This is a genomic window from Ornithinimicrobium cavernae (assembly GCF_003121625.1).
In the GTDB taxonomy this organism is placed as follows: Bacteria; Actinomycetota; Actinomycetes; order Actinomycetales; family Dermatophilaceae; genus Ornithinicoccus; species Ornithinicoccus cavernae.
The window spans coordinates 235,762-259,360 of the sequence record NZ_QDDJ01000004.1 but is presented as its reverse complement, the minus strand read 5'-3'; the positions used below and the strand labels follow the sequence as shown (position 1 = coordinate 259,360).

The 23,599-nt window shown below is 69.6% G+C and carries 23 protein-coding genes; 7 read left to right on the top strand and 16 right to left on the bottom strand.

All coding sequences use genetic code 11. From position 1 onward, the window contains the following. Nucleotides 1-21 precede the first annotated feature (21 nt). The 5 genes from DA085_RS06005 to DA085_RS05985 all read right to left on the bottom strand — a co-directional run bounded on the left by DA085_RS06005 (nt 22) and on the right by DA085_RS05985 (nt 4,280). Nucleotides 22-1,419 carry an MFS transporter gene (locus DA085_RS06005; RefSeq protein ID WP_109472040.1) on the bottom strand — a complete coding sequence of 466 codons (1,398 nt, stop codon included), beginning with the start codon at nt 1,417-1,419 and terminating at the stop codon, nt 22-24. Then, on the bottom strand, nt 1,416-2,663 hold the full coding sequence (locus DA085_RS06000) for an RNA polymerase sigma factor (protein ID WP_109472039.1): 1,248 nt from the start codon (nt 2,661-2,663) through the stop codon (nt 1,416-1,418). The genes DA085_RS06005 and DA085_RS06000 overlap by 4 nt, the downstream gene beginning before the upstream one ends. Then, nucleotides 2,660-3,046: a YciI family protein gene (locus DA085_RS05995; protein ID WP_109472038.1), complete on the bottom strand. Its 387-nt coding sequence runs from the start codon at nt 3,044-3,046 to the stop codon at nt 2,660-2,662. The genes DA085_RS06000 and DA085_RS05995 overlap by 4 nt, the downstream gene beginning before the upstream one ends. A gap of 1 nt (nt 3,047) precedes the next feature. Next, on the bottom strand, nt 3,048-3,440 hold the full coding sequence (locus DA085_RS05990) for a YciI family protein (RefSeq protein WP_109472037.1): 393 nt from the start codon (nt 3,438-3,440) through the stop codon (nt 3,048-3,050). A 168-nt stretch (nt 3,441-3,608) separates the two neighbouring features. Beyond that, a complete protein-coding gene (locus DA085_RS05985; protein WP_109472036.1) occupies nt 3,609-4,280 on the bottom strand; it encodes a winged helix-turn-helix domain-containing protein in 672 nt (223 codons plus the stop codon). Between the two features lie 69 nt (nt 4,281-4,349). Here DA085_RS05985 and DA085_RS05980 point away from each other — a divergent pair, with 69 nt between their 5' ends. Both DA085_RS05980 and DA085_RS05975 read left to right on the top strand, forming a co-directional pair. Then, nucleotides 4,350-5,630, top strand: a complete 1,281-nt coding sequence (locus tag DA085_RS05980) for an MFS transporter (RefSeq protein ID WP_109472035.1) — start codon at nt 4,350-4,352, stop codon at nt 5,628-5,630. 303 nt (nt 5,631-5,933) lie between these two features. After that, the gene (locus DA085_RS05975; RefSeq protein ID WP_161958431.1) at nt 5,934-6,416 is read left to right on the top strand and encodes a helix-turn-helix domain-containing protein; all 483 of its coding nucleotides are present in this window, start codon (nt 5,934-5,936) and stop codon (nt 6,414-6,416) included. 39 nt (nt 6,417-6,455) lie between these two features. On the opposite strand, the gene DA085_RS05970 is transcribed toward DA085_RS05975, so the two are convergent. From DA085_RS05970 to DA085_RS05955, 4 genes are all read right to left on the bottom strand, one after another. Continuing rightward, nucleotides 6,456-8,453, bottom strand: a complete 1,998-nt coding sequence (locus DA085_RS05970; protein WP_109472033.1) for an acetoacetate--CoA ligase — start codon at nt 8,451-8,453, stop codon at nt 6,456-6,458. Beyond that, the gene (locus DA085_RS05965) at nt 8,410-9,135 is read right to left on the bottom strand and encodes a GntR family transcriptional regulator (RefSeq protein WP_109472032.1); all 726 of its coding nucleotides are present in this window, start codon (nt 9,133-9,135) and stop codon (nt 8,410-8,412) included. The genes DA085_RS05970 and DA085_RS05965 overlap by 44 nt, the downstream gene beginning before the upstream one ends. A gap of 81 nt (nt 9,136-9,216) precedes the next feature. After that, nucleotides 9,217-9,594: a nuclear transport factor 2 family protein gene (locus tag DA085_RS05960; protein WP_109472031.1), complete on the bottom strand. Its 378-nt coding sequence runs from the start codon at nt 9,592-9,594 to the stop codon at nt 9,217-9,219. After that, nucleotides 9,587-11,032, bottom strand: coding sequence for an FAD-dependent monooxygenase (locus DA085_RS05955; RefSeq protein WP_202619121.1), 1,446 nt, complete (start codon nt 11,030-11,032; stop codon nt 9,587-9,589). The genes DA085_RS05960 and DA085_RS05955 overlap by 8 nt, the downstream gene beginning before the upstream one ends. Nucleotides 11,033-11,067: 35 nt before the next feature. Between DA085_RS05955 and DA085_RS05950 the strand changes: the two genes are divergently transcribed. The 5 genes from DA085_RS05950 to DA085_RS05930 all read left to right on the top strand — a co-directional run bounded on the left by DA085_RS05950 (nt 11,068) and on the right by DA085_RS05930 (nt 16,835). Then, nucleotides 11,068-11,685, top strand: coding sequence for an FAD-binding protein (locus DA085_RS05950; protein WP_109472104.1), 618 nt, complete (start codon nt 11,068-11,070; stop codon nt 11,683-11,685). A gap of 33 nt (nt 11,686-11,718) precedes the next feature. Beyond that, nucleotides 11,719-13,188, top strand: a complete 1,470-nt coding sequence (locus DA085_RS05945; protein WP_109472030.1) for a dihydroorotase — start codon at nt 11,719-11,721, stop codon at nt 13,186-13,188. Nucleotides 13,189-13,230: 42 nt separating this feature from the next. Further along, complete coding sequence (locus DA085_RS05940; protein WP_109472029.1) at nt 13,231-14,436, top strand: CaiB/BaiF CoA transferase family protein; 1,206 nt, start codon at nt 13,231-13,233, stop codon at nt 14,434-14,436. A 98-nt stretch (nt 14,437-14,534) separates the two neighbouring features. Beyond that, complete coding sequence (locus DA085_RS05935; RefSeq protein WP_109472028.1) at nt 14,535-15,767, top strand: MFS transporter; 1,233 nt, start codon at nt 14,535-14,537, stop codon at nt 15,765-15,767. A gap of 201 nt (nt 15,768-15,968) precedes the next feature. Next, entirely contained in the window at nt 15,969-16,835 is an 867-nt protein-coding gene (locus DA085_RS05930) for an alpha/beta fold hydrolase (RefSeq protein WP_109472103.1), read from the top strand. 48 nt (nt 16,836-16,883) lie between these two features. Here DA085_RS05930 and DA085_RS05925 read toward each other — a convergent pair whose 3' ends face one another. The 7 genes from DA085_RS05925 to DA085_RS05895 are packed head-to-tail and all read right to left on the bottom strand — an operon-like array spanning nt 16,884 to nt 23,445. Beyond that, nucleotides 16,884-17,702: a TIM barrel protein gene (locus DA085_RS05925; RefSeq protein ID WP_109472102.1), complete on the bottom strand. Its 819-nt coding sequence runs from the start codon at nt 17,700-17,702 to the stop codon at nt 16,884-16,886. Between the two features lie 17 nt (nt 17,703-17,719). Then, nucleotides 17,720-18,376, bottom strand: coding sequence for a class II aldolase/adducin family protein (locus DA085_RS05920; RefSeq protein ID WP_109472027.1), 657 nt, complete (start codon nt 18,374-18,376; stop codon nt 17,720-17,722). After that, a complete protein-coding gene (gene otnK / locus DA085_RS05915) occupies nt 18,373-19,638 on the bottom strand; it encodes a 3-oxo-tetronate kinase (protein ID WP_109472026.1) in 1,266 nt (421 codons plus the stop codon). Before otnK ends, DA085_RS05920 begins: the two co-directional genes overlap by 4 nt. Continuing rightward, on the bottom strand, nt 19,638-20,627 hold the full coding sequence (locus DA085_RS05910; protein WP_109472025.1) for a TRAP transporter substrate-binding protein: 990 nt from the start codon (nt 20,625-20,627) through the stop codon (nt 19,638-19,640). Before DA085_RS05910 ends, otnK begins: the two co-directional genes overlap by 1 nt. Before the next feature lie 23 nt (nt 20,628-20,650). After that, nucleotides 20,651-21,901: a TRAP transporter large permease gene (locus tag DA085_RS05905; protein WP_109472024.1), complete on the bottom strand. Its 1,251-nt coding sequence runs from the start codon at nt 21,899-21,901 to the stop codon at nt 20,651-20,653. A 3-nt stretch (nt 21,902-21,904) separates the two neighbouring features. Next, entirely contained in the window at nt 21,905-22,429 is a 525-nt protein-coding gene (locus DA085_RS05900; RefSeq protein ID WP_109472023.1) for a TRAP transporter small permease, read from the bottom strand. After that, nucleotides 22,429-23,445 (bottom strand): zinc-dependent alcohol dehydrogenase, encoded by a 1,017-nt coding sequence (locus DA085_RS05895; protein ID WP_109472022.1) that lies wholly within the window; start codon nt 23,443-23,445, stop codon nt 22,429-22,431. The genes DA085_RS05900 and DA085_RS05895 overlap by 1 nt, the downstream gene beginning before the upstream one ends. Nucleotides 23,446-23,599: the final 154 nt, after the last annotated feature.

Genomic DNA, 23,599 nt, shown 5'->3' with positions numbered 1-23,599 from the left:
GACAGGGCGGCTCACCACGCGTCATACCGGCGGTGAGCCGCCCTGCAGCCAGGGCCGGCAGGTGCCGGCCGGGTCGGAGGCCGCAGCCTCGGAGGCCTCCGCGGCGGCGGCAGGCTCCGGAGCGGCGGTGACGTGGTCGGGTGCGACCGTCTCCGGAGCGAGGCCGGGGACGGCGACCTCACGCAGCGTGTCGGCAGGGGAGTTCTGCGCGCGGCTCAGCAGCACGAACGGCACGGCCACCGCGGAGAGCGCGCCGCTGACCAGCAGCGAGGCGCCGTAGCCGCCGAGGTCGGCCGTCCGCCCGAGGGCCGGCTGCAGGACGGCGCCACCGGTCGAGCCCATGAGGGAGTCGAAGGACAGCACGGTCGCTCGTTGGCGCGACGGGATCAGGTCGTTCAGGTAGGCCCGGTGTACCGGGTCGTCGATCGCGGTCATGGTGCCCCAGACCGCGATCAGGACGACCGCCACCCAGAAGTTCTCCACGACGCCGAGCGCGAGCAGGACCAGCACGCTGGAGACGGACGCCAGCAGGATCGTGGAGGTCCGGCGGGGGAACAGGCGCCTCACCGCCGGTGCCAGGAGGCCACCCAGGATCGAGGCGCCCGACACCAGGGCCGCTGTCAGCCCCGCGACGGAGTACGCCTCCGGATCGCCCCAGAGCTCCAGCAGGTGCGGCTGCAGCGCATAGAAGACGAAGAAGCCGACCCCGGCGGTGAACGGGCTGGCCAGCAGCAGCCACCGCACCGGCGCCCGGCCGAACCCGTGGCGCACGGAGTCCCTGAGCACCGTGCGCGTGGCCACCAGGGCGCCCTGGCCGCGCACCGGCGCGAAACCCAGGTCCCGCATGAACCACGCAGCGACCAGCAGCATCACCAGCAGGACGCCGGCCCTGACCAGGAACGGCACCCCCAGGTCGGTCACCTGCGCGAGGTAGCCGCCGAACACGGAACCAGAGAGCATCGCTGCCCCACTGACGACCATCGACCGCCCGAAGACGGTCTCCAGGCTGCCGGTGTAGCCGGTCGCGCCCAGCGCGTCGACCAGCCAGGCGTCCACCGCGCCGGAGAAGAACGTGAAGCCCAGCCCTAGGAGCACGGACGCGAGCGCCCACGCAACGAACGGCGCCTCCCAGACCCACAGCAGCCAGTAGAGGACCGTCGCCACCCCGAGGGTGAGGGTGCCGAGCAGGTATGACGCACGCCGGCCGAGCGTGTCGGCCACCACCCCCGTGGGGATCTCGAAGAGCACCATCCCGGCCGCGTAGCAGGCGTTGGCGGCGAAGGCCTCGGTGTTCGACAGGCCGGCGTCGAGCAGGAACAGCGTGTTGATGCCCCAGATGAAGGATGCGGCGAGGGTGTTGCCGAGCGTGAGGCCGTAGTAGACCCCCTGCACGCTGCGTGGGGTGGGCACCCTGGTCATGACCGGACGAGCTGGTCGCGGCGGCGGGCGAGGTAGGCCCGCTCGGCGGGGTTGCCGGTGAGCTGGATGGCCCGGTCGTAGGCCGTGCGGGACTCGGCGCTCCGCCCGAGCCGGCGGAGCAGGTCGGCGCGCGAGGCGTGGAAGGCGTGGTAACCCTCGAGGCTCTCGGTGAGTCGGTCGACCTGTGCCAGTGCCAGGTCGGGACCGTCCAGTTCCGCCACGGCGATCGCCCTGTTGAGTCGCACGATCGGCGAGGGGTCGAGCGCCATCAACCGGTTGTAGAGGGTGACGATCTGGGACCAGTCGGTGTCACGGGCGGAGCGGGCGTCGGTGTGCACGGCGTTGATGGCGGCCAGCAGCTGGTATCGCCCGGGTGGCTCCCCGCTGGCGGCGACCGCGGCGAGCCGTTCGCGGACGAGGGCGTGGCCCTCGGCGATCAGGGGCCGGTCCCACGCGCCGCGGTCCTGCTCGTCCAGCGTGACGAGCTCGCCGGTCTGGGAGACGCGCGCCGCGCGTCGGGCATCGGTGAGCAGCATCAGGGCCAGGAGACCGGTCACCTCGCCGTCGTCGGGCAGGAGGGAGCGCAGGAGGCGGCCGAGGCGGATCGCCTCGTCGGTCAGGTCCGCGCGGAGCGGGTCGTCGCCCGTGCTGGCCAGGTAGCCCTCGTTGAAGACGAGATACACGACGGCGAGCACGCCGGTCAACCGCTCGTGCAGGTCCGTGGCCGAGGGCACGCGGTAGGGGATGTGTGCGGCCCTGATCTTCGCCTTCGCGCGGGTGATCCGCTGCGCCATCGTGGTCTCCGGCACGAGGAAGGCGTGGGCGATCTCCGCGACGGTGAGTCCGCCGAGGAGGCGCAGGGTGAGCGCCACCCGGGCCTCCATCGAGAGGGCGGGGTGGCAGCAGGTGAAGAGCAGCCGGAGACGGTCGTCCTCGACCGGGCCGGTCGGTTCGGGTGGGGCGTGGTCCGACAGCATCTGCGCCGCCTGGTGCTTGGCCTCGCGGTGGGACTCGCGGCGCAACCGGTCGATCGCCTTGCGCCGGGCCGTGGTGGTGAGCCAGCCGCCGGGGCTGGGTGGCACTCCGTCGTGCGGCCACCGCTCCACCGCTGCGACGAACGCCTCGGCCGCGGCCTCCTCAGCGAGGTCGAGGTCGCCGAAGCGGCGCGCGAGACCGGCGACCACCCGTGCCCACTCCTCGTGGTGGGCCCGGGCGATCGCGTCGGCGACGGGGAGCTGCGTCACGAGTCGAGAAGCGCCTTCACGGACTCCTCGGTGTGGAACGGACGGACCTCGACCGTCCCGCGGCACGCCCTGGACCCCTCGGCGGCGAGCGCGAGGGCCTCGTCGAGGTCGGCGGCCTCGATGACCCAGAAGCCGCCGAGCTGTTCCTTGGCCTCCAGATAGGGCCCGTCGGTGATGACCGGCTTGTCGCCCTGGCCGTCGACGGTCGTGGCGGTGGCGGCCGGCTCGAGGCCGTCGGCGAAGACGAAGTGGCCCTCGCGCTCCAGCATGTCGTTGAAGGCGCCGGTGTCGGCGAACGACTCCAGCATCGCCTCCTTGGACGCGTAGCCACCGAGCTCGGGGCGCTCGGTCGGCCCGAAGACCGACAACAGATACCTCGGCACCTCACTCACTCCGAGCCAGGTGGTGGGGGTCGCTCACGTCGGGTTCGACGGGCGGAGGGAACCGGTGCACCTCCTGGGGCCAGTCGAGCGCCACGGCGAGCCGACCGGCCCAGTAGCGCGCGGCTGCGTCGTCGCTGGCATCGATCACGGTGAAGCCGCCGAGGTGCTCCTTGCTCTCGACGAACGGTCCGTCGGTGAAGACCGGCTCCCCGTCGACCGCTGTGACGCTGCACAGCGTGCTCGAGGCGTCGAGTCCTCCGTCGCCGAACACGAAGACGCCGGCCTCCTCCATCTCCTTGATGACCGCGCGCCCCGAAGCGGCCTTGGCACGCAGCTGCTCCAGCGAGTGCTCGGGCACCCACTCGTCGTTGAAACTGATCAGGTACTGCGTCACGGTGTGTTCTCCTCTCAGACCAGGACACGAGGTGTCCCGGCGGTCGCCTGCGGCAGCCAGGCCAGCCACCGCATAATCACTCCACGAACGGCAGTGCCGTGATACGACATCATCCCGCGAGACGCGTGCCTCGATCCAGACTGACTTCTGACGACCGGACCGGGACGGTCAGTCGTCGTGGGGGAGGGGGAAGAGGTCCAGGTGGACCCGGACCCGCCGGGTCTCCTCGTCACCGTCACCGGGAGCGTCCTCGTCGCCGCCGGCGTCCTCGTCCGCGCCCTGTCGTTCCCGCGACCGCTCGACATAGGCGTGCAACGTCGTCATGAGCGCTTCGTGCAGCTCGGCCACCTCCTGCAGGGTCAGCAGCATCGTGGACTTGTTGTTGATCGACGACTTGACCCAGGCCGGGTCCTCGGCTTCCGAGCGCTGGAACCAGGCGGTGAGCGCGGCGGCCTGCCGTGCCACCTGGTTGCGCAGCATCGCCTCGACGGCGGGCCGCGTCGTGGCGTCCTGGGCGAGCTCGGTGCCGAACATGCTGAAGCCGACGGAGGTCCACCACCGCTCGCGACCACTGCCCCTGGTCGGGTCGTCCTTGACGAAGCCGTGCCGCTCGAGCTGACGCAGGTGGTAGCTCGTCTGCCCGGTGCTCTCCCCGGTGTGCCTGGCCAGCATCGTCGCGGTGGCCGGACCCCGGTCGGTCAGGTAGTCGTACATCGCCATCCGCAGCGGGTGCGCGAACGCCTTCATAGCCGCCGCGTCGATGGTCGGCTCGAGGTAGGGAGGACGCTCCGCGGGCGCGACGGAGGGGCTGTCATCGGGCGACGGCTTGCGCGTGGACATGATGCAGAGGTACCTTTGCAGAGAAATGTATGCAGATGAACTTCTGCACCTACTCTACGGGAGAATCTCATGGCCACGAGCGCGCAGCGGACTGCTCACCTGGCGCCCACTGATCGACGCGTGGTCGAACCGCTGGGCCGGCCGTTCGGCATACACCTGGGTGGCGTCGGGCTGGCCAACCTGGCCGACGGCATCGTCCTGGGGGCCGTCCCGCTGATCGCGGTCGGGCTGACCCGCTCGCCGGGGGAGGTCTCGCTCATCCAGACGGCGTTCTGGCTGCCGTGGCTGTTGCTCGGCGTGGTGGCCGGGGTAGTGGTGGACCGCGTCGACCGGCGGCACGTCCAGCTCGCCGGCTCGTTCGTGCGGGTGCTGCTGCTAGCCGGTATGACGGTGCTCGCCTTCACCGACCGGCTCACCATGCCACTGCTCATCGGCGCGGTCGGCCTCTACGGCATCACGCAGGTCTTCGTCGACCTGGCAGGATCATCGATCGTCCCCCAGCTGGCGCCGCGGTCGCGCCTGGCCGCGGCGAACGGCCGGATCATGGGTCTGCAGCAGGTGTGCACCTCCTTCGTCGGGGCACCGCTCGGTGGGCTGGTCCTGGTGCTGGGCAGCGGCTGGGCCTTCGGGATCCCGGCGGCCCTGGGCGTGGCGTTCCTGCTGCTGATCGGGCTGGGGCTGCGCGGTGACTACCGGGCGGAGCGGCCGGAGGAGGATTCGGCCGCCACGAGGTGGCAGCACGTGATGGAGGGGATCCGCTTCCAGCTCGCGCACCCCGTGCTCCGCCCGCTGCTGGTCAATGGGTCGGTGCTGAACTTCGCCAACACCGCCTACTTCGCCGTGTTCGTGCTGTGGGTGGTCGGTCCGGAGTCGGCGGTCAGGTTGACGCCACAGCAGTACCCGGTGCTGCTCGCGGTCCTGGCCGTCGGAGCCGTGATCGGCTCTGTGGCGGCCGAGAAGCTGGTCTCGCTCGTCCCCGAGGTGCCGCTGATCCTGGCCTTCGGGCTGCTCAACTCGGCCCTGTTGGTGGTGCCGGTGCTGTGGCCGAACGCCTGGGCGATCGCTGTCGCGTTCCTCCTGGGCGGATTCACGAACATGTGCGGCAACGTGATCCGGCGCTCGATCAGCCAGCGACTCGTCCCCGCGGCCAAGCTGGGCCGGGTCGGCGGTGCCTCCGGGATGATCAACTACGGCCTGATGCCCCTGGGTGCGCTCCTCGGCGGCCTGGTCGCCGAGGTGTGGGACCTGCCGACCGTGTTCGTGGGCGCGGTCGTGCTGATGCTGGTCAGCGGTGCCTGGGTGTGCACGCAGGTCAGCACGCGGCTGGTGCGCACGCACGAGCTGGTCTGAGTCGTTCTGGTGCCGGGCGGAGGCGGGTCCGGCCTCCCCGCGACCATGCCCTCCTCACGAAGCGCGCCGTCACGTGGTCCGGGCCATCCTGGCGAGCCAGTTTCTCTTCGCGAACCGGCAAGTCTGTGCGGGAGCACGGGGCGACTGTGCCGGGACGGGTGACTGAGTCATGAGGTGACTCAGTCACCCGTCCCCGGCCCAGGCACATCATCCTCCGTCCACAGCGTCGCTGCCCAGGTCGTGCGCTCCACACGACAGGCGACCAACCGCAGCAGCGAGACAGTCGCACGTCAGGCTGAGGTGGTGAGTCAGGGTCCACAGCGCCGCGCACCGTTCACGGGAGGGCACACGATCCGACTGCCGCTCGCCGAGCAGGTGTCGTTGGCAGTGCGGTCGGCGCGTCGCCGGGACGGCCACAGCCAGCGTCAGCTCGCCCGACTGTTCGGGTGGAGCCAGTCACGGGTCAGTCGCCTGGAGACCGACCCGGGCACGGCACCCCTCGCGGTGGTCCTGCGGGCCGTGGAACACGCAGGCCTTGAGCTCGCGGTGGTCGACCCCTCCAGGAGACGGTCGGACCCGACCTGGGTGGAGACCGATCTCGTGGCGCGGGACCGGGGTGGGAGGCGCTTCCCAGCGCACCTGCGGGTCGTGCGGTGCCCACTCGGCCCGGACTGGTGGTGGGACCAGGAGCTTCTCCGACTCAGGCGCCCGCTGGGACCGCGGCCCCTGTGGACCACGGTTGGCCGGGACCGCCTTGACCTTGGGCAGGACGAGGGGCGCTATTGAGCTGCCGATCGACTTCGCTCACCCCGGCGGCCCCGGGATTCACTGTACGGACGGCCTCCGTGCACGCCGTTCGCGCGCGAGGTCGAGGAATGGCGTGAGGAGCTCAGGATCGTCCAGCGCGGTGCGTTGCACGACGGAGTCGGGGTCGGCGCCCTGCATCATCCGCTTGAGCGGCACCTCGAGACGCTTCCCGGTGCGCGTGTGCGGCAGAGCCGCGACCCGGATGATCTCGTCGGGGACATGCCTGGGCGAGGCGTGGGTGCGGATCTGCTGCCGTATGTGATCGCGGAGCTCATCACTCAACTCGGCTGCGGGGTCGGTCAGGACGACGAACAGCGGCATCCAGTAGCCGCCGTCGGGCTCCTCGATGCCGAGGACGAGGGACTCGGCGACCTCGGGGACGTCCTCGACGACGTTGTAGATGTCGGCGCTGCCCATTCGCACGCCGTGTCGGTTGAGGGTCGAGTCGGAGCGGCCGTGGATCACCACGCTGTCCCGGTCGGTGACCGTGATCCAGTCCCCGTGCCGCCAGACGCCGGGGTAGACCTCGAAGTAGGACTCGCGGTAGCGGTCCCCCTCCGGGTCGTCCCAGAACCGGATCGGCATGGACGGCATCGGCCGGGTCATCACCAGCTCGCCGACCTCGCCGCGCAGCGGGTTGCCGTCGGGGTCCCAGGCGTCCATCGCCACACCGAGGTTGCGCACGGACAGCTCGCCGGGCCAGATCGGCACGGTCGGCACGCCGCCGCAGAACGCACTGCAGATGTCGGTCCCGCCGCTGACCGAGTACAGCGGCAGTCCTCCGGTCGCGGTGACGGCCCACCCGTGGGTGGACGGGCTGATCGGTGCGCCGGTGGTGGCCAGTGCGCGCAGTCCCGTCAGATCGAGGTCATCGGTTGGGGTGATGCCGGTGGCCCTGGATGCCTCGAGGTAGCCGGGGCTCGAACCGAACAGCGTCACGTCGTGGTCGTCGACAAGCTGCCAGAGGCGGCGGGCATCCGGGGCGGTGGGGGACCCGTCGTAGCACAGGATCGAGGCCCCGGTGGCCAGGGCGGAGGACTGGATGTTCCACATCACCCAGGACGGGGAGGTGAACCAGAACAGCCGGTCGGCGGGGCCGAGGTCCAGGTGCAACCCGAGGAACTTGAGCTGCTCGAGCAGGATGCCTCCGTGCGACTGCACGATCCCCTTGGGGCGCCCCGTGGTGCCCGAGGAGAACAACACCCACAGCGGGTCATCGAAGCCGACGCGCTCCCAAGCCGGTTTGGCCTCACCGGCCGCGACATCGGCCCATGCATGCGTCCGCACGTCTGAGATGTCCAGCCCACCCTCGGTGCCACGCTCAACGAGCAGCACATCGGTGACCGTGGGCAGCGAGGCCAGCACCTCGCGGACCGCCGCGCGACGGTCATGGCGACGTCCGGCATACCGATAGCTGTCCGCCGTGATCAGCACCTTGGCGCCCAGCGGCCCCAACCGGTCGCCGACGGCGGAAGGGGCGTAGTCCTGGCCGACGCTGGACCAGACGGCACCGACCCCGGCGGTGGCCAACAGGGCGACGACCGCCTCGGGCGTGTTGGGTAGGTAACCGACGACCCGGTCGCCGCGGCCCACGCCGCGGTCCCGCAGCCACTGCGCGACCGCGGCCACCTGCCGGCGCAGCGCACCCCAGGTGACCTCGGTCACCGCCTCGTCCTCGCCGACACCGACGATCGCGACCTGGTCCTGTGGTCTCCCGGTGAGCACGAACTCGGCATAGTTGACCTGCACGTTCGGGAACCACACCGATCCCGGCATGGCCTGAGGCGCCAGCACCGACCCGTGCTCGCCGAACACCTCGGTCAACCCGAAGAAGTCCCACACCGCACCCCAGAAGCCGTCCAGATCGGTAGTCGACCAGTCCCACAGGTCCTCGTATGCCGACAGTCGCCGGCCACTGACCCGCTCGGCGTGGGCGGTGAACTGTGTGACCCGTGCCCGCGTGAGCGTCTCCTCAGACGGGTCCCACAGCGGCGCCGGAGCGGTGGGGCTGGGCATCTGGTTCCTCCTCACGGTGTGGGATAGCCTGCTCGGCCAGTGCCTCGTTCGCCTCCAGGTGCTGGCGCAGGGCATAGGCGGCGCGTTCTGGGTCCCGTGCCCGGAATGGGGCGAGAAGGGTGCGGTGCGACTCCTCGCGGCGGTGGTGCTCGCCAGGCGTGAAGTCGCGCTGGCCGAACGCCAGCCGGACATAGCGCTCCGCTGCGTGCCACAAACTCTCCAGGATCCGCAGATCCCACTCGCTCGCGGCCGGACGGAGCAGTTCCAGGTGGAAGTCGTGGTGGGCGTCGTAGATCTCGTCGATCCCCTTTGACTCGTCACCGAACTGGAGGATGAGCGCCTCGAGCCGATCGAAGTCGTCGGGGACCAGGAGTTCGCACGACCGGAAGGCGATCTCGGGCTCTAGCCGCATGCGCAGCCGGTAGATACTGCGTAAGTCGGCCGCGTCCAGCGGTGCCACGACGGCGCTGCGGCCGGGGCGCGTGACCACTAGCCCCTGGGACTCAAGGCTGCGCAGCGCCTCACGGACCGGGATGAAACTCACCCCGAGCTCGGCCGCAATCGTCCTGAGCGAGAACCGCTGGCCGGGCAAGAGGTGCCCCGTCACGATCATTTTGCGGATGGCCACCACGACCTGGTCCACCGTGGACTGCGGGGCGCCACTCTCGGTCTCTGTCGTCATACCGCCTCGTTGGTTTTCGTGCGTGGAGGGTAGCCCGCCGGGCCGGGTGTGGCGCGCTGCCACGCCCCGACCCGGCGACGCTCAGCCCAGACCCGAGGTATCGACGTACACCCGCCAGTCCTTGATCAGGTCACCCTGGAACGTCAGGAAGGACGCGCCCTTCACGATTGTCTGTCCGCCGTCGTGGCCCGAATATGTCACCACAAGCTCGACACCGACCTGGCCGAGGGACTGGTCGATCGTGAGATCCGTGATCTCATGTGTGACCTTTGCGAAGTTCGCCTTCCACCCGTCAACGGCCTCCTGTACCTCGCGCATACCGGGCACAGGGACAGTGCTGTTGAACCGGAAGACAGCGTCGGCATGCAGGTGCTCCGGGAAAGCCGCCGAATCGTCGGTGTCCACGCCGGCATAGAACGCCTCAGTTCGCTGCCGGAGGGCAGCCCCGTACTCACGCACCGGTCAACACCACCTTCAGGGCCGCGACGAGCTCGGTCGCCGGTTCCTGTCCGGGGCCCTGGCTGCGCCAGGCGATGATCTGATCCGGACGGATCAGCAGTGCGCCGCCTGCTTCCAGTTCGTTTATCTCCGCCCACCTACCGGTGGTGTCTGCCGGGCCGTGCTCGTCGCCCACGACGTGGGCGATGAGGGGGACGCCGGTGCTCTCGGCAGCGGCTGCGGCGGCCTCGGCCCAGGCCCGACCAGCAGTGTCCGTCATGAGCGTGAAGCCCCAGGCGTCGCTGACCAGGTCCAGGGTCGAGACCTGCTCGCCGTCCTGTTCGAGCCAGGCGTGCGGGACCCGCCGCCCCGGGGTGGTGGTCGGGGTGTACACAGTGCCATCCAACGACTTGGGGGCGGTCGAACCGTCCGCCACAAACGAGCCCTCGGCGTAGGTGTAGCCCATCTCGATGTCGTGAGCCTGGAACTCGAACCGCTGTGTGCCGATCGCGTCGGCGGTCCGGGCCCGGATGGCGCCGCCGATCCGGCTGTCGCCGAACAGGGTCTCGAACGCCACGAGGTTGGCCTCCACGGCCGCTCCGGGGACCAAGCCGATCGCGGCGTCGATGACTGCATGGTTGGAGAAGGCGAGCAGCGCCCAGTCAGCACCGTCGATCGCGACCGGGATGCGCTCGGTCTGATAGCTGTCCAGCACGGCCTCGCCAGCAGACCCGTTGACCGCGGCCGCCAGCCTCCACGCAAGGGCGTGGGCGTCCTGGATGCCAGTGTTGAGACCGAGACCAGAGGTTGGCGGCTGGCGATGGGCTGCGTCACCGGCCAGGAAGATGTCACCGAAGCGCCACTGCGTGGCGACAACGCGGTCCAGGATCCAGTGGGAGACCTTGTACACCGTCAGCTCCAGGTCCGGCAGCTTCAGCAGGTCCCGGACCCGGGGGACGATGGCGGTCTCGTCGAAGCGCTCGGGGTCGTCCGGGCGGAACATGAAGTGGATGGTCCACTCCTCGGAGTGGTTGTCCCAGGTGGGGCCCATCTTCACCAGCGCGCCTGCGTCCCACGAGCTCTCGCCCTCGGGGTTGAGGAACCAGTGGATCAAAGTGGCCTCGTCGACATAGTCAGACAGGTCTGCCCCGAAGTGGACGCTCACCATGTCGACCATGTCCGTGGGGCCGGCCATCTGCACGCCGACCTGGGGACCCACGGTCTTGCCGCCATCGGCAGCAATGACGTAGCGGGCGTTGATGGTCTGGCCCTCGTCAGTCTCGTTGTTGACCACACTGACGTGGACGCCGCCTCTGTCCTGCTGCTCCCAACCGGTCACGGTGTGGTTGAACAGGATCTGGCCCGGAGCGCGCTTCTCTGCTTCGTCCCGTAGGAGCGGCTCCAGGCGCAGTTGGGGGTAGTTCGAGGCGAGGCTCGGACTGTCGGTCTGGTAGCGCACAGCGCACCTCCACGCTCGTGGGCTGGGCCACGATCATGCACGGCGGGATCATGCTCGACACGACCGGTCACCGGTTCGGCGACGAGAGCACGGGCTACTCGGAGTTCGGTCCCCAGCTGGCGGCCCGTCCGGGCGCGACGGGCTGGCTGGTCTTCGACCAGCGCGTGCACGACCTGTGCCTGCCGTTCACGGACTTCCGGCAGACCGTGGAGGGGGGTGCCCTGGTCTGGGCCGACGACGCGGTGGCGCTCGCCGCGGCCACCGGTCTCCCCGAGGCCGCCGTCACCGAGGAGCTGGCGGCGACAGAGGCTGTGGCCCACGGGACCGCCACCGACCGGCTCGGGCGCACTCACTTCGAGGCGCCGTTGGAGCCGCCGTATGCCGCGGTGAAGGTGATGCCGGCGCTGTTCCACACCCAGGGTGGCCTGGTGGTCGACGGGAACGCGCGGGTCCTCACGGCGGCCGACGAGCCGATCCCCGGCCTCTACGCCTCCGGGGGCGCCGCCGCCGGGATCTCCGGTCACGGGGCCGCCGGTTACCTGGCCGGCAACGGCCTGCTCCCCGCCCTGGGGCTGGCCTTCCTCGCCGCCGACCACGTGCGTGGTCAGAACCCGACGTCCGACGACCTGACCGCTGACTCCACACCTGCCTGACGACATACGAACCCTGCTGAAAGGACACCAGCGATGAAGCCGCTGCAGACCCTGATCAAGAACGTGACCGTGGTGCGCCCGGAGGCCGACGCCTCCCCGGAGGGGGACCGCCTCGACATCGGCATCTCCGAGGGGAAGGTCGTGCGGCTCGAGGCCGACATCCCCGTCGAGGACGCCGAGGAGGTCGTGGACGGGGGCGGCCGGTTGGCCTTCCCGGGGGCGGTGGACGGTCACCAGCACTGGGGCATCTACAACCCGCTGTCGGAGGACACCGAGACCGAGAGCCGCGCCAGCGCGCAGGGCGGGGTCACGACCGGCCTGACCTACATGCGGACCGGTCAGTACTACCTCAACGAGGGTGGCCCGTATGCCGAGTTCTTCCCCAAGGTGCTGGCCGCCTCGGAGGGCCGGTCCTACATCGACTACGCCTTCCATCTGGCGCCGATGAGTAAGCAGCACCTCACCGAGATCCCCGCGATCGTGAAGGACTTCGGGGTCACCTCGTTCAAGATCTTCATGTTCTACGGCAGCCACGGACTGCACGGTCGCTCCGCGGACCAGAGCTCGTTCCTGATGATTCCCGAGGGGGAGCGCTACGACCTGGCGCACTTCGAGTTCGTGATGCGGGCCGTGCAGCGGGCGCGGGAGGAGCTCCCGGAGCTGGCCGACAGCATCTCGCTGTCCCTGCACTGCGAGACCGCCGAGATCATGACCGCCTACACCAAGCTGGTCGAGGAGGAGGGTGCGCTCACCGGGCTCGCGGCCTACAGCGCCTCCCGCCCGCCGCACAGCGAGGGGCTGGCCATCACGATCGCCTCGTTCCTGGCGGACGAGACCGACCTCCCCAACATCAACCTGCTGCACCTGTCCTCGGCCAAGGCGCTGAAGGCAGCGATGACGATGGCCAGGACCTTCCCGCACGTGAACTTCCGGCGTGAGGTCACCATCGGTCACCTGCTCGCCGACATCGACACGGCACACGGACTGGGTGGCAAGGTGAACCCGCCGCTGCGTCCGCGTGAGGACGTGGAGGCGCTGTGGGAGCACCTGCTGGCCGGCGACATCGACTGGGTGGTCAGCGACCACGCGTGCTGCAAGGACGAGATGAAGTTCGGCGACCCGCGGGAGGACATCTTCGCGGCCAAGTCCGGCTTCGGTGGTGCGGAGTACCTGCTGCCCGGACTGGTCAGCGAGGGCCGCAAGCGCGGCCTGTCGCTGCAGCGGATCGCCCAGCTGGCCTCCTGGAACCCGGCGCAGCGCTACGCCCTGCCGAGCAAGGGGTCCCTCGCGGTGGGGTACGACGCCGACATCGCGCTGGTCGACCCGTCCGCCACGTGGACGGTGCGCGCCGAGGACTCGCTGTCGACCCAGGAGTACACCCCCTTCGAGGGCTTCGAGCTGGGCGCCCGGGTCACCGACACGTGGGTGCGCGGCCACCGGGTCCTGGAGGCGGGATCGGTGGTCGGTCAGCCGACCGGGCGATACCTGCACAGGCCGGCCTGACGGCATACCGCCCCTCATCCGCCACCACTCGGGAGATGCACTGTGACTGACCGACCCACCGACGGTCCGCTGACCGGACTACGCGTGCTGGACGCCTCGACCATCCTCGCCGGGCCACTGGCCGCTCAGATCCTCGGCGACTACGGCGCCGACGTGATCAAGGTCGAGCACCCGACCCGGGGCGACGGGATGCGCGGCCACGGCCTCGACAAGGACGGTGAGTCGCTGTGGTGGAAGATGATCAGCCGCAACAAGCGGACCATCGGCCTCTATCTCGGCAGCCCCGAGGGAGCCGAGGTCTTCCGTGCGCTGGCCCGCACGGCGGATGTGGTGGTGGAGAACTTCCGGCCGGGAACCTTCGAGAAGTGGGGGCTGGGTTATGCGGAGCTGTCCCGGGAGAATCCCGGTCTGATCCTGTTGAGGGTCACCGGTTTCGGGCAGGGTGGCCCGTATGCGGACCGGCCGGCCTTCGGGACGCTGGTCGAGTCGATGAGCGGGTTCGCCCACCTGACCGGGCAGCCGGACGGCCCGCCGACCCTGCCGGCCTTCGGTCTCGCCGACTCGATCGCCGGCATCGCCGGTGCGGCGGCGGTCTCGATGGCGCTGTTCCAGCGGGAGAAGGACGGCAGGGGCCAGGAGATCGACCTCGATCTGCTCAGCCCGATCATGACGGCCGTCGGCCCCGGGGTGATGTATGCCGACCAGCTCGGCATCGACCAGGAACGGACCGGCAACCGGTCGCAGAACAACTCGCCGCGGAACACCTACCAGACCTCCGACGGGCACTGGCTGGCAATCTCCACCAGTGCCAACACCATCGCCGAGCGGGTGCTGCGCCTGGTGGGGCATCCGGAGGTGATCGACGAACCGTGGTTCGCCACCGGGCGTCAGCGCGCCGGTCACGCCGACCTGCTCGACGGCTATGTGGGGGAGTGGATCGGGGCGCGGACCCGGGAGGAGGTCATCGCCGCGTTCGAGGAGGCCGGTGCGGCGGTGGCGCCGGTCTACAAGCCCAGCGAGCTGCTCACCGACCCGCAGGTGCAGGCGATGGAGCTGATCACCACCGTTGAGGACGAGACCTTCGGACCGATGAAGATGCAGAACGTCATGTGGCGGATGGGCCGCACCCCCGGGCGCATCCGCTCCACCGGCAGGGCACGCGGGCAGGACACGGACGAGGTGCTCAGCGAGGTCGGGCTCGACGAGGGGAGGCTCGCAGAACTGAAGCGGGAGGGCGTCGTCGGGTAACGCGCGCTGGATTCCCCGAGCTGTCGCCGTCGATGGGGCGGCTGGGTGTGGCACACTCTCCCAAGTATCTTGATGTCAAGATACTTGGGAGGTGGGGAATGTACGGGCGGCTGTTCTGGCCGGTGCTGACTCCGTCGATCCTGTTCGGTGTCGCCGCAGGTGCCACGGTGCCCGTCTCGGTACTCGCCGCCATGCAGCTCGGGGCCTCGGCCGCGCTGGCCAGCCTCATCGTGGCCGTCGTCGGCGGGATCGCGCTGGTCACGACGGTGCCGGCAGGCCACCTCATCGACCACGTCGGCGATCGGCGGGCGATGGCCCTGGCGACAGCCGTCGTTGCCGTCTTCACCGCCGTAACGGTCGGTGCGCTGGTGTGGGCCGGTCCAGGGGCCCTGGCCCTGTTCATGGCCTCGACGTTCCTGCGCGCCCCGGCGATCAATGTCTGGAGCCTGGCCCGACAGTCCTACGTCGCCGAGCGGGTCCCGTCCCACGAGGTCGGTCGAGCCATGACTGCGCTCGGCGGGACGATGCGCATCGGTGCTCTGGTCGGGCCGCTGCTGGCCGGGCTCCTGCTCATCGTCGCCCCGCTCTGGTCGGTCTATGTCCTGAGTGTGGCCTGCAGCGTGCTCGCTCTGGCGGTCCTCCACAGCCCACGCCTCGGCGGCCGGCTCGAGGAGGGCTACGACGCCGCCGGCCGGTCAACGACACCGAGGCACGACGGCCGGGCGAGCGGCGGGGAGCCCGCCCGTCGCCCGCGAATGGAGGTGCGCTGGCGGGCGGTGGTCCTGGCAGGTGTGGCCATCAGCACGCTCGCCGTCGCCCGGGTCTCGCAGGCCGTGCTCATCCAGCTGTGGGGCGTGCATATCGGTCTGACCGGCGCCCAGATCTCGCTGGCCATCGCCGGGGGTGCGGCCGTCGAGATCGTCCTCATGGTGCCCGGTGGCTACCTGAAGGACCGCCTCGGCCGATCGTCCATCCTGGTGACCTGCCTGCTCGTCTACGGCAGTGGCTTCCTGCTCCTTCCGCTTGCGCACAGCTGGTGGTGCGTGGTCGGTGCCGTCACGGTGATGGCGGTGGGCAACGGGTTGGGCGCCGGGGTCAACATGACCATCGGTGCCGACCTGAGTCCGAAGGTCGGTCGTGGCCGGTTCCTGGGCATCTGGGCGATCTTCTCCAACGTCGGCGTGCTGGGTGGCCCGGGTCTCGTCGCCGCGGTCCTGGTCGTGTCCACGAGTCAGGTCGCGGTCCTGTCTGTGGGCGGCCTTGCCCTGGCCGGCGCTGCGTGGATGAGCTTCTGGGCCAGGGAGATCGGACTGCCGACTGGCAGGCGGTAGCTCGGGCACGGGCCCGTTGACCGCGGGTAGCAGAGACGGGTGACTGAGTCATGGGGTGACTCATTCACCCGTCTCGGCCAGAGCACGCTCCCCACGCACGTGAAGTCAGCGGCTCTTGCCAGAGGAACCCCCCTCCCGTGGCGCGGCAAGGAGGTGCACGACGATGTGGGGGAGCAGGTGGCGGCAAAGAGAGGAGATCAGGTGTTCCCGACGTCGGAGACGCGACAGATGGAGGTGCCCGGCGCTGCGCTGCAGGTGCGCACGATGGGGGACGGGGAGCCGGTGTTCCTGTTGCACGGCTACCCGCAGACCCACGCGATGTGGGCGCCGATCGTGGCGGACCTTGCCCCGGGGCATCAGCTCATCATGCCGGACCTCAGGGGATATGGACAGTCCGTAGCCGTCGACCAGGACTTCACGTTCCGGGCGATGGCGCAGGATGTCACCGCTGTGGCGGACGCGTTGGGCCACACGCGGTTCCACGTTGTCGGTCACGACCGCGGGGCGCGTGTTGCCCACCGCCTCGCGCTGGACGCCCCCGACCGCGTGCTCTCCGTCGCGCTGCTCGACATCCTGCCGACCCTCGACGTCTGGTCACACATGGACGACCGGGAGCTGGCGCTGCGGTATTACCACTGGGCCTTCCTGGCCCAACCCGGCGGCCTGCCGCAGCGTCTCATCGGAGCCGACGGTGAGGGGTTCCTCCGGTCCACCCTCGAGGGCCTCGCCGGGACCCTGGACCTCTTTGACCCGCAGGCGCTGGAGGAGTACCTGGTGGCTGCCCGGCGCCAGTCCGTCGTCGACGCCTGGTGCGCCGACTATGCCGCAGCAGCCACGACGGACCTGGAGCACGACGAGGCGGACGTCGGCCGGACCCTCGACCTGCCGGCACTCGCCCTCTGGGGCCGGCGGGGGATGGTCGACCGGTTCGACCCGTTGACCGCGTGGCGGCGTTGGTTCCCTGGGGTCGCTGGTCAGGCGGTGGAGGCCGGGCACTTCCTCGTCGAGGAGGCGCCAACGGTCGTCGGGCCCCTCATCGCCGCCCATCTCGAGCGGGCGCAAGACTGAGCGTCCACGCGGGGGCTCGGCCGCTCCTCACTCACCCAGGCGGCCCTGCTAGTCCAGGTCGAACGCCTTGCGCCACGTGACCAGGGACTCCTCGGTGCTCCCGCCCGGCACGTACTCCAGGGCGACCGCGCCGTCGTAGCCCTTCGCCAGGAGTGCCTCGACGAACCCGCGGACGTCCCCGTCCGCACTGCCTGGTGCACCCCGGGTCGGCACGTCAGCGATCTGGACGTGGCAGAGCGCAGGGACCACGAACTCCAGGTCCGCGAGGACGTCCTCGCCATTGGTGGCCAGGTGGTACTGATCCATCAGCAAGCCGATGGCCGTCACCCCGCTGTGCTCGCGCACCCGCTCGATCACGTCGAGGGCGGCCCGGCTCGTCCGGACGGGGTAGTCCGGGAAGCCGCTGAGGGGCTCGACGAGCACAGCCGCACCGATCGCGGCAGCCGCCTCAGCGGCATACGAGAGAGCCTGCGTTGCCGCAGCGTCCTGCACCTCTTCCGGGACGTCGGGCAGCCGTCGGCCATAGGGCACGTTGAACAGGCGGGTCCCGAGCCGGGACCCGATGTCCATGGCGACATCGACGCTCGCGCGGAAGTCCTCTGCCTGGTCCGGGTGGGAGATGACTCCGCGGTCCCCGCTGGCCATCGCCCCCGCATACAGGTTCATCGCCGTCAGCTGCACCCCTGCGGACGTGACGGCCTGCACCAGAGCGTCGACCTGGTCACCGGACGGTCGCGGCTGACCATCGAAGGGCCACCAGTACTCCACCTCGGTGAACCCCGCTCTCCGTGCTGCCGCGGGCCGCTCCAGCAGGGGCAGCTCGGGGAACAGCGTGTGCAGGTTGGCCACCCACCGGATCGTGTCCATCGCCGTAGCCTGCCCGTTCACAGCGCCGCCCGCCACGGCTGACGGTAGGTGGAGGTGAGGTGCTCGGTCTCGTTGTCGGTGAGCACCCGGACACCGGGCGTGCGACCCACCAGCATCATCGTCTGGGCGGCCAGCTCGATCTCGATGGCCCGGTCGACCGCCTCCGAGACAGTGCGACCAGCGACGACCGGACCGTGGTTCTGCAGCAGGGCACCGTGGCACTCGATGTCCAGGTCACGCAGCAGCCGGGCCTGGGCGGCGTCGCCCGGTGGGTGGTACGGAATGAGCGGGAGGTTGCCGACCCGCATGAGCAGGTACGGCGTCAGCGGTGGGAGAGCGCTGTGGTCGTTCCACGGCGGGAGGCACGAGGCGGCGACCGCGTGGGTGGAGTGCAGGTGGACGACGCACACGGCGTCCGGGTCGCGCAGATACAGCGCGCTGTGCAGGCCGTGCTCCTTCGAGGGCCGGGGCCCTGAGACGTGCTCGAGGCCGTCAGCCCCCAGGGCCATCACGGACAGGTGGTCCTCGGTGAGTCCACCGAGAGCCGCGCCGGTCGGGCTGATGTGCACCCGGTCGCCGACCCGCACCGAGATGTTGCCGGAGGAACCGGGGGACAGGCCCAGGGACTCCAGGTGGCGGCCGCCCCGGCACGCCTCCGCCAGCAGATCGCTCACGCCAATCCCTCCCACCCGGCAACGAAGAGGTCCTCGCTGCCGAAGTTGCCAGATTTCAGGACAAAGTTGTGCCGTCGGCCGCTGGCTGTCGTGCCGGCCAACCACGACACACCGGGGCTCAGCTGCTGCCCCACCTCCAGGCGCCGCACGCCGAGCGACTCCAGCACGGCACCGGAGGTCTCCCCGCCAGCCACGATGAGTTCCGTGGCGCCCGCGTCGGACAGGGCGGTGGCGAGTGTGGCGAACGCGGTCTCGATCCGTTGCGGCACGTCCTCACCCAGATGGCGGGCCGCTGCCACGTCCGCCGGTGAACCGACGGAGTAGATGAGGACCGGCCGGCCCGGCCGCTCGCGCCACGCAGCCTGTGCCAGGCCGAGCAGGCGGTCCACCTCGGTCTGCGGATCTGCGGAGTATGCCGCGACGTCCAGCTGGGCGTGCGGCAGCACCTCGCGCGCACGGGCCACCTGGCGCTGGGTCGCCGCAGAGGCACTCCCGGACAGGATGACCCGGTGGCCCGGGACCGTGGCGAGGGTGCGCGGCTCGCTCGGACGTGCCGGCAGACCGAGCGCCAGGCCAGAGCCACCGGTGACGACCGGCTCGTCCTGTGTCGCGGTCGCGATGATCGTGAGGTCATCGTTGGACACGGCGTCCACCACGATCAACCGGTGCCCGTCCGCCTCCAGCCGGTCGAGCGCCCGACGGACGGCGTCGGGTCCGGAGTGCACGACCTGCAGCGGAAGCAGACCGACCTGGTGTCGCGTCTGCGGGGTGAGCAGCCGGGTCACGTCCGAGTCCCACATGGGGTTCAGCGGGTGGTCCTTCATCGGGCTCTCGTGCAGCAGCTGAGAGCCGACGAACAGGTGGCCCTGGTAGACCGTGCGCCCGTTGTCCGGGAAGGACGGAACGACCACGGCACGCCTCGCGCCGGTCAGCTCCAGGAGGGCATCGGCGACGGGCCCGATGTTGCCCTCCGGGGTGGAGTCGAAGGTCGAGCAGTACTTGTCGTAGATCTGCTCCGCCCCCAGCTCGAGGAGGAACCGCCCCGCCCGGACCGACTGGTCACGGGCGAGGTCGGTCTGCGCCGAACGGGTCTTCAGGGCGACCACGACCGCGTCGTCCTCCGCGAGCTCCGCCGCGTCCTGCTCGTGCGGCAGACCGAGCAGGACGGAGGTCCGGAGCCCACGGGCAGTCCAGTTGCCGGCGAGGTCCGTGGCACCGGTGAAGTCGTCGGCGACGGCTCCTCGCCTCACGTGTGCCGACATCAGCCCTCGCGGATCTGCTCGACCCACTCCTGGACCTGCGGGTCGGCGGAGTCGGCGATGTCAAGGGTGGCCTCGACCCACTCGGCGCGATCCACCTCTGCAAAGGTCACGCCGTTCTCCTCGAGGAAGGCGATGTTGTCATCCATCTCCTCGAGCGCGACCTCACGGGACCAGGTCGAGACCTCGGCGACGGCCTCGTCGTACATCTTCCTGGTCTCCTCGTCCCAGCCGTCGTAGGTCTCGCCCCACAGCTGGAAGTGGTTGCTGCCGTAGAGGTGGTTGGTGTGGGCGATGTAGGGCGCCACCTCGTAGAAGGAGTTGAACCGCGCCACATTGACCGGGTTCTCCTGTGCCTCGATGGCCCCCTGCTCGAGGCCCGAGAACACCTCGTTGAAGGAGAGCGGCGTGGGTGCCGTGCCCAGGGCCTGCCAGGTGCGGATGTAGGTCTCCTGGTTGGGCACCCGGATCTTCAGGCCCTCAGCCTCGGCCAGGTTGGTGATAGGGGAGGTGGAGTTGAGGACCCGCGGACCGCGATAGATGGCTCCGGTGAGGAAGAAGCCCGAGTCCTCCTTGATGGCCTGCATCATCTCGGTGCCCAGCTCACTGTCCCAGGTGCTGAAGTAGTGGTCAGCGTCCTCGTAGAGGAACGGCACGCCCTCGATGCCGGCCAGGTCCGAGTAGCGCTCCAGCGAGCCGATCGACTCGATGACGATGTCAACGGAGCCGACCTCGAGCTGCTCCTGCATCTCCTCCCAGCTGCCCAGCTGCGAGGACGGGAAGATCTCGATGGTGATATCGCCACCGGAGGCCTCCTCGATATTGTCAGCGAGGCGCTCGGCGGCGCGGTTCTCCAGGCTCTCGGGGCCGTAGGAGTGACCGAGACGCCAGGTGGTCGGTCCCTCCTCGCCGCCCTCAGCGCCTCCGGAGCAGGCGGTCATGACCAGGGTGCCAGCGGCCAGTGCGCTGACCAGGGCGATCTTGTTCCTCATGGTGGGTCCTTTCGGGTGGTGCTCTAGAGCAGGAGCGGGATGTAGGTGACGGCGAACAGCAGGGCGATGGCGACCCCCAGCCAGGGGATGGCCTCACGGACGGATTCCTGAAGTGGGATCCCGGCGATGCGTGTGGTGATCAGCAGCGAGATGCCGACCGGCGGGGTCAGCAGACCGATCGCCAGGTTGATCACGATGATCAGACCGAGGTGGATCGGGTCGATGCCGACAGCCAGGGCGACCGGGAGGAGGATGGGCGTGAAGATGATGATCGCCGCGTTGCCCTCCAGCACCATGCCGATCAGCAGGAACAGGACGTTGATGACAAGGAGGATCACGACCGGGTTGTCGCTGATCCCGAGCACGAAGTCGGCGACCAGGCCGGGGATGCCGCCGGTGACCAGTGCCCAGGCATACAGCTGAGCCATCGCGATGATCAGCATGATGGCGGCGATGAGCATGAGGGCCTCGACCATCGACTTCTTGATCTTTGCCCACGTGAGCTCGCGGTAGACGAGACCACCGAGGATCACTGCGGTGAGCACGGCCACGGCACCACCCTCGGTCGCGGTGAAGACACCGAAGCGGATGCCGCCCAGGACCACGATGGGGATCATCAGGGCCAGCACGGCGTCCTTGGAGGTCCGGAGGAGCTCGCGTCGGCTGACGCGCTCCTCTGCCGGGTAGCCCTTGATGCGCGCCAGCACGTAGGCGGTCAGGATGTAGACGAACCCGAAGGCCACCCCGATGTAGAGACCCCAGAAGAAGAGCGACCCGATGGAGACCTCGGCGGTGACGCCGTAGATGATCAGGTTGATGCTCGGGGGGATCACGACCGCGATCGTTGAGGCCAGAGCGGTGAGGGCGGCGGCGAAGCCCGCCGTATAGCCACGCTTGACCATCTGGGGGATCAGGATCTTGCCGGTCGCGGAGGCGTCCGCCACGGAGGAGCCCGAGATGCCACCAAAGATCATGTTGGTCAGAATGTTCACCGCGGCGAGCCCGCCACGGATGCTGCCGACGGCGGCATAGGCGAAGTCGATGAGCCGCCGCGTGATGCCCCCGTCGTTCATCAGGGCGCCGGCGAGGATGAACAGCGGGATGGCCATCAGCGGGAAGCTGCGAAGACCGGCCACGAGGCGCTGGGCGCCGACCTCCAGGGGGATCCCCTCGGAGAGGAACATCGACAGGAGGCTGGCCCCACCGATCGCGATGGCGACGGGTGTGCCGATGAGGAGCAGGGCTGCAAAGCCGAGACCGAGGATTGCGGGCACGGGTCAGACCTCCGTCTCTGCGCTGGCGATGGCCTCGGCCACCGGATCGGGGGTCGGGATCGGCGCCACGATGCGATACAGGATCAGCAGGACGCTGAGGGCGCAACCGACCGGGATGGCGAGGTACAGCGCACTGAGTGGGATCGTCGCCTGGAAGAGCATGGTCAGACCCGACAGGGACTGACGGCCGGCGGCGTGGAGCAGCTGCACGGCAAAGTAGCCGATCACTCCCAGGGTCACCGCGCAGATGAGGTCGGTGAGTGGGTTGACCAGACGCCGCACAGAGCGGGGGAGGGCGTTGACCGCGAAGTCGATGACGATGTGCTCACGTCGCAGGAAGGCGACCGGGACAGCCAGCATCGTGGACCAGACGAAGCAGAAGATGGCCAGTTCCTCGGACCAGACCGTGGGTGCGTTGAAGAAGTAGCGGCTGACCACCTGGATCAGCAGCGACACGGTCGAGACCGTGATCAGCACTCCAGCGATGAAGAGCAGGGCATTGGCGAGGAGGTCGGTGACGCGCTTCATCACTCGGCACCCCGGCGAACCATCAGCTTCATGACCTCGCCCGGCCCGTCGGCTGCGATCGCCGTGATCCGGGCGGCCGCGTCGGTCCAGTCCTCGGTGAAGGTGACCATGCGCTCCACCAGCTCGGGCTTGGCCAGGATCACGTCCAGGGCGCTGGCGATGTCGTCCTTGGTGTAGGTGGCGGTGCCGACCATGGTGATCTCCCGGATCTGCAGATCCCCCACCGGCACGGGGTGCGACCCGCTGAAGACCGCGACCTGCACCACGGTGCCGCCCGTGGCGGCACTGGTCGCGGCGGTCTCCAGCAGGCTCGGGACACCGGCTGCGAGGAAGACGAGGTCGAACGCGTTGCCCGGTAGGTCCTCGGAGCTCGCAACGGTCGAGTGGGCGCCGGCCAGGTCCAGCAGCCCGTGCAGGTGGTCGCGGGGCTCAGCCACCGTGATCTCGAGCTGCGGAGCCTGGGTGGACAGCACGGCCGTGATCAGCGTGCCGATGGTCCCGCCGCCCAGGACGAGAGCCGTGCGCGCGCCCGTCAGCTGGCCGGCTCGCCGGACGGCGTGGACGGCGACCGCCACCGGCTCGGCGAACGACAGCAGGCTCGTGTCGAGCTCCGCGGGGGCCGGAACCAGGGTGAAGACGGGCACCTTGACGAAGTCGGCCAGACCGCCGTCCCAGGTCGGCACCCCCAGCATCGCCTTGCGGGTGCAGAGGTGGTAGTCCCCACGGGTGCACAGACCACAGGTCTGGCACGGCCACTGCGGGTCGATGACCACCCGTGTGCCCACCGGCAGCTGGTCTGCGGACTCCGGGTCGATGTCGTCGACGATCCCGCCGACCTCGTGGCCGCTGATCAGCGGTGGCTTGCGGAACGGGTGGGTGCCGTGCAGGGCAGAGATGTCCGAGCCGCAGACGCCGGCTGAGGTGACACGGACAACTGCCTCGCCGGGGCCGGCGGTGGGCCTGGGGACCTCACGCGCGCTGGCAGTGCCGTCCTGGGCGAACTCGATGGCCTGCAACGGGCTCCTCGCAATCTACTCCGGATACAACGGTGTATGGGTAGCTGTTCGAGTGTGCGAACGAACAGTTCTGGGGACCGTAGCAAGCGCGACTCCCGTGAGTCAAGCGGTAGTATGGTCACAAGTCGGTTCTAGTGATGTTCGAACGCACACA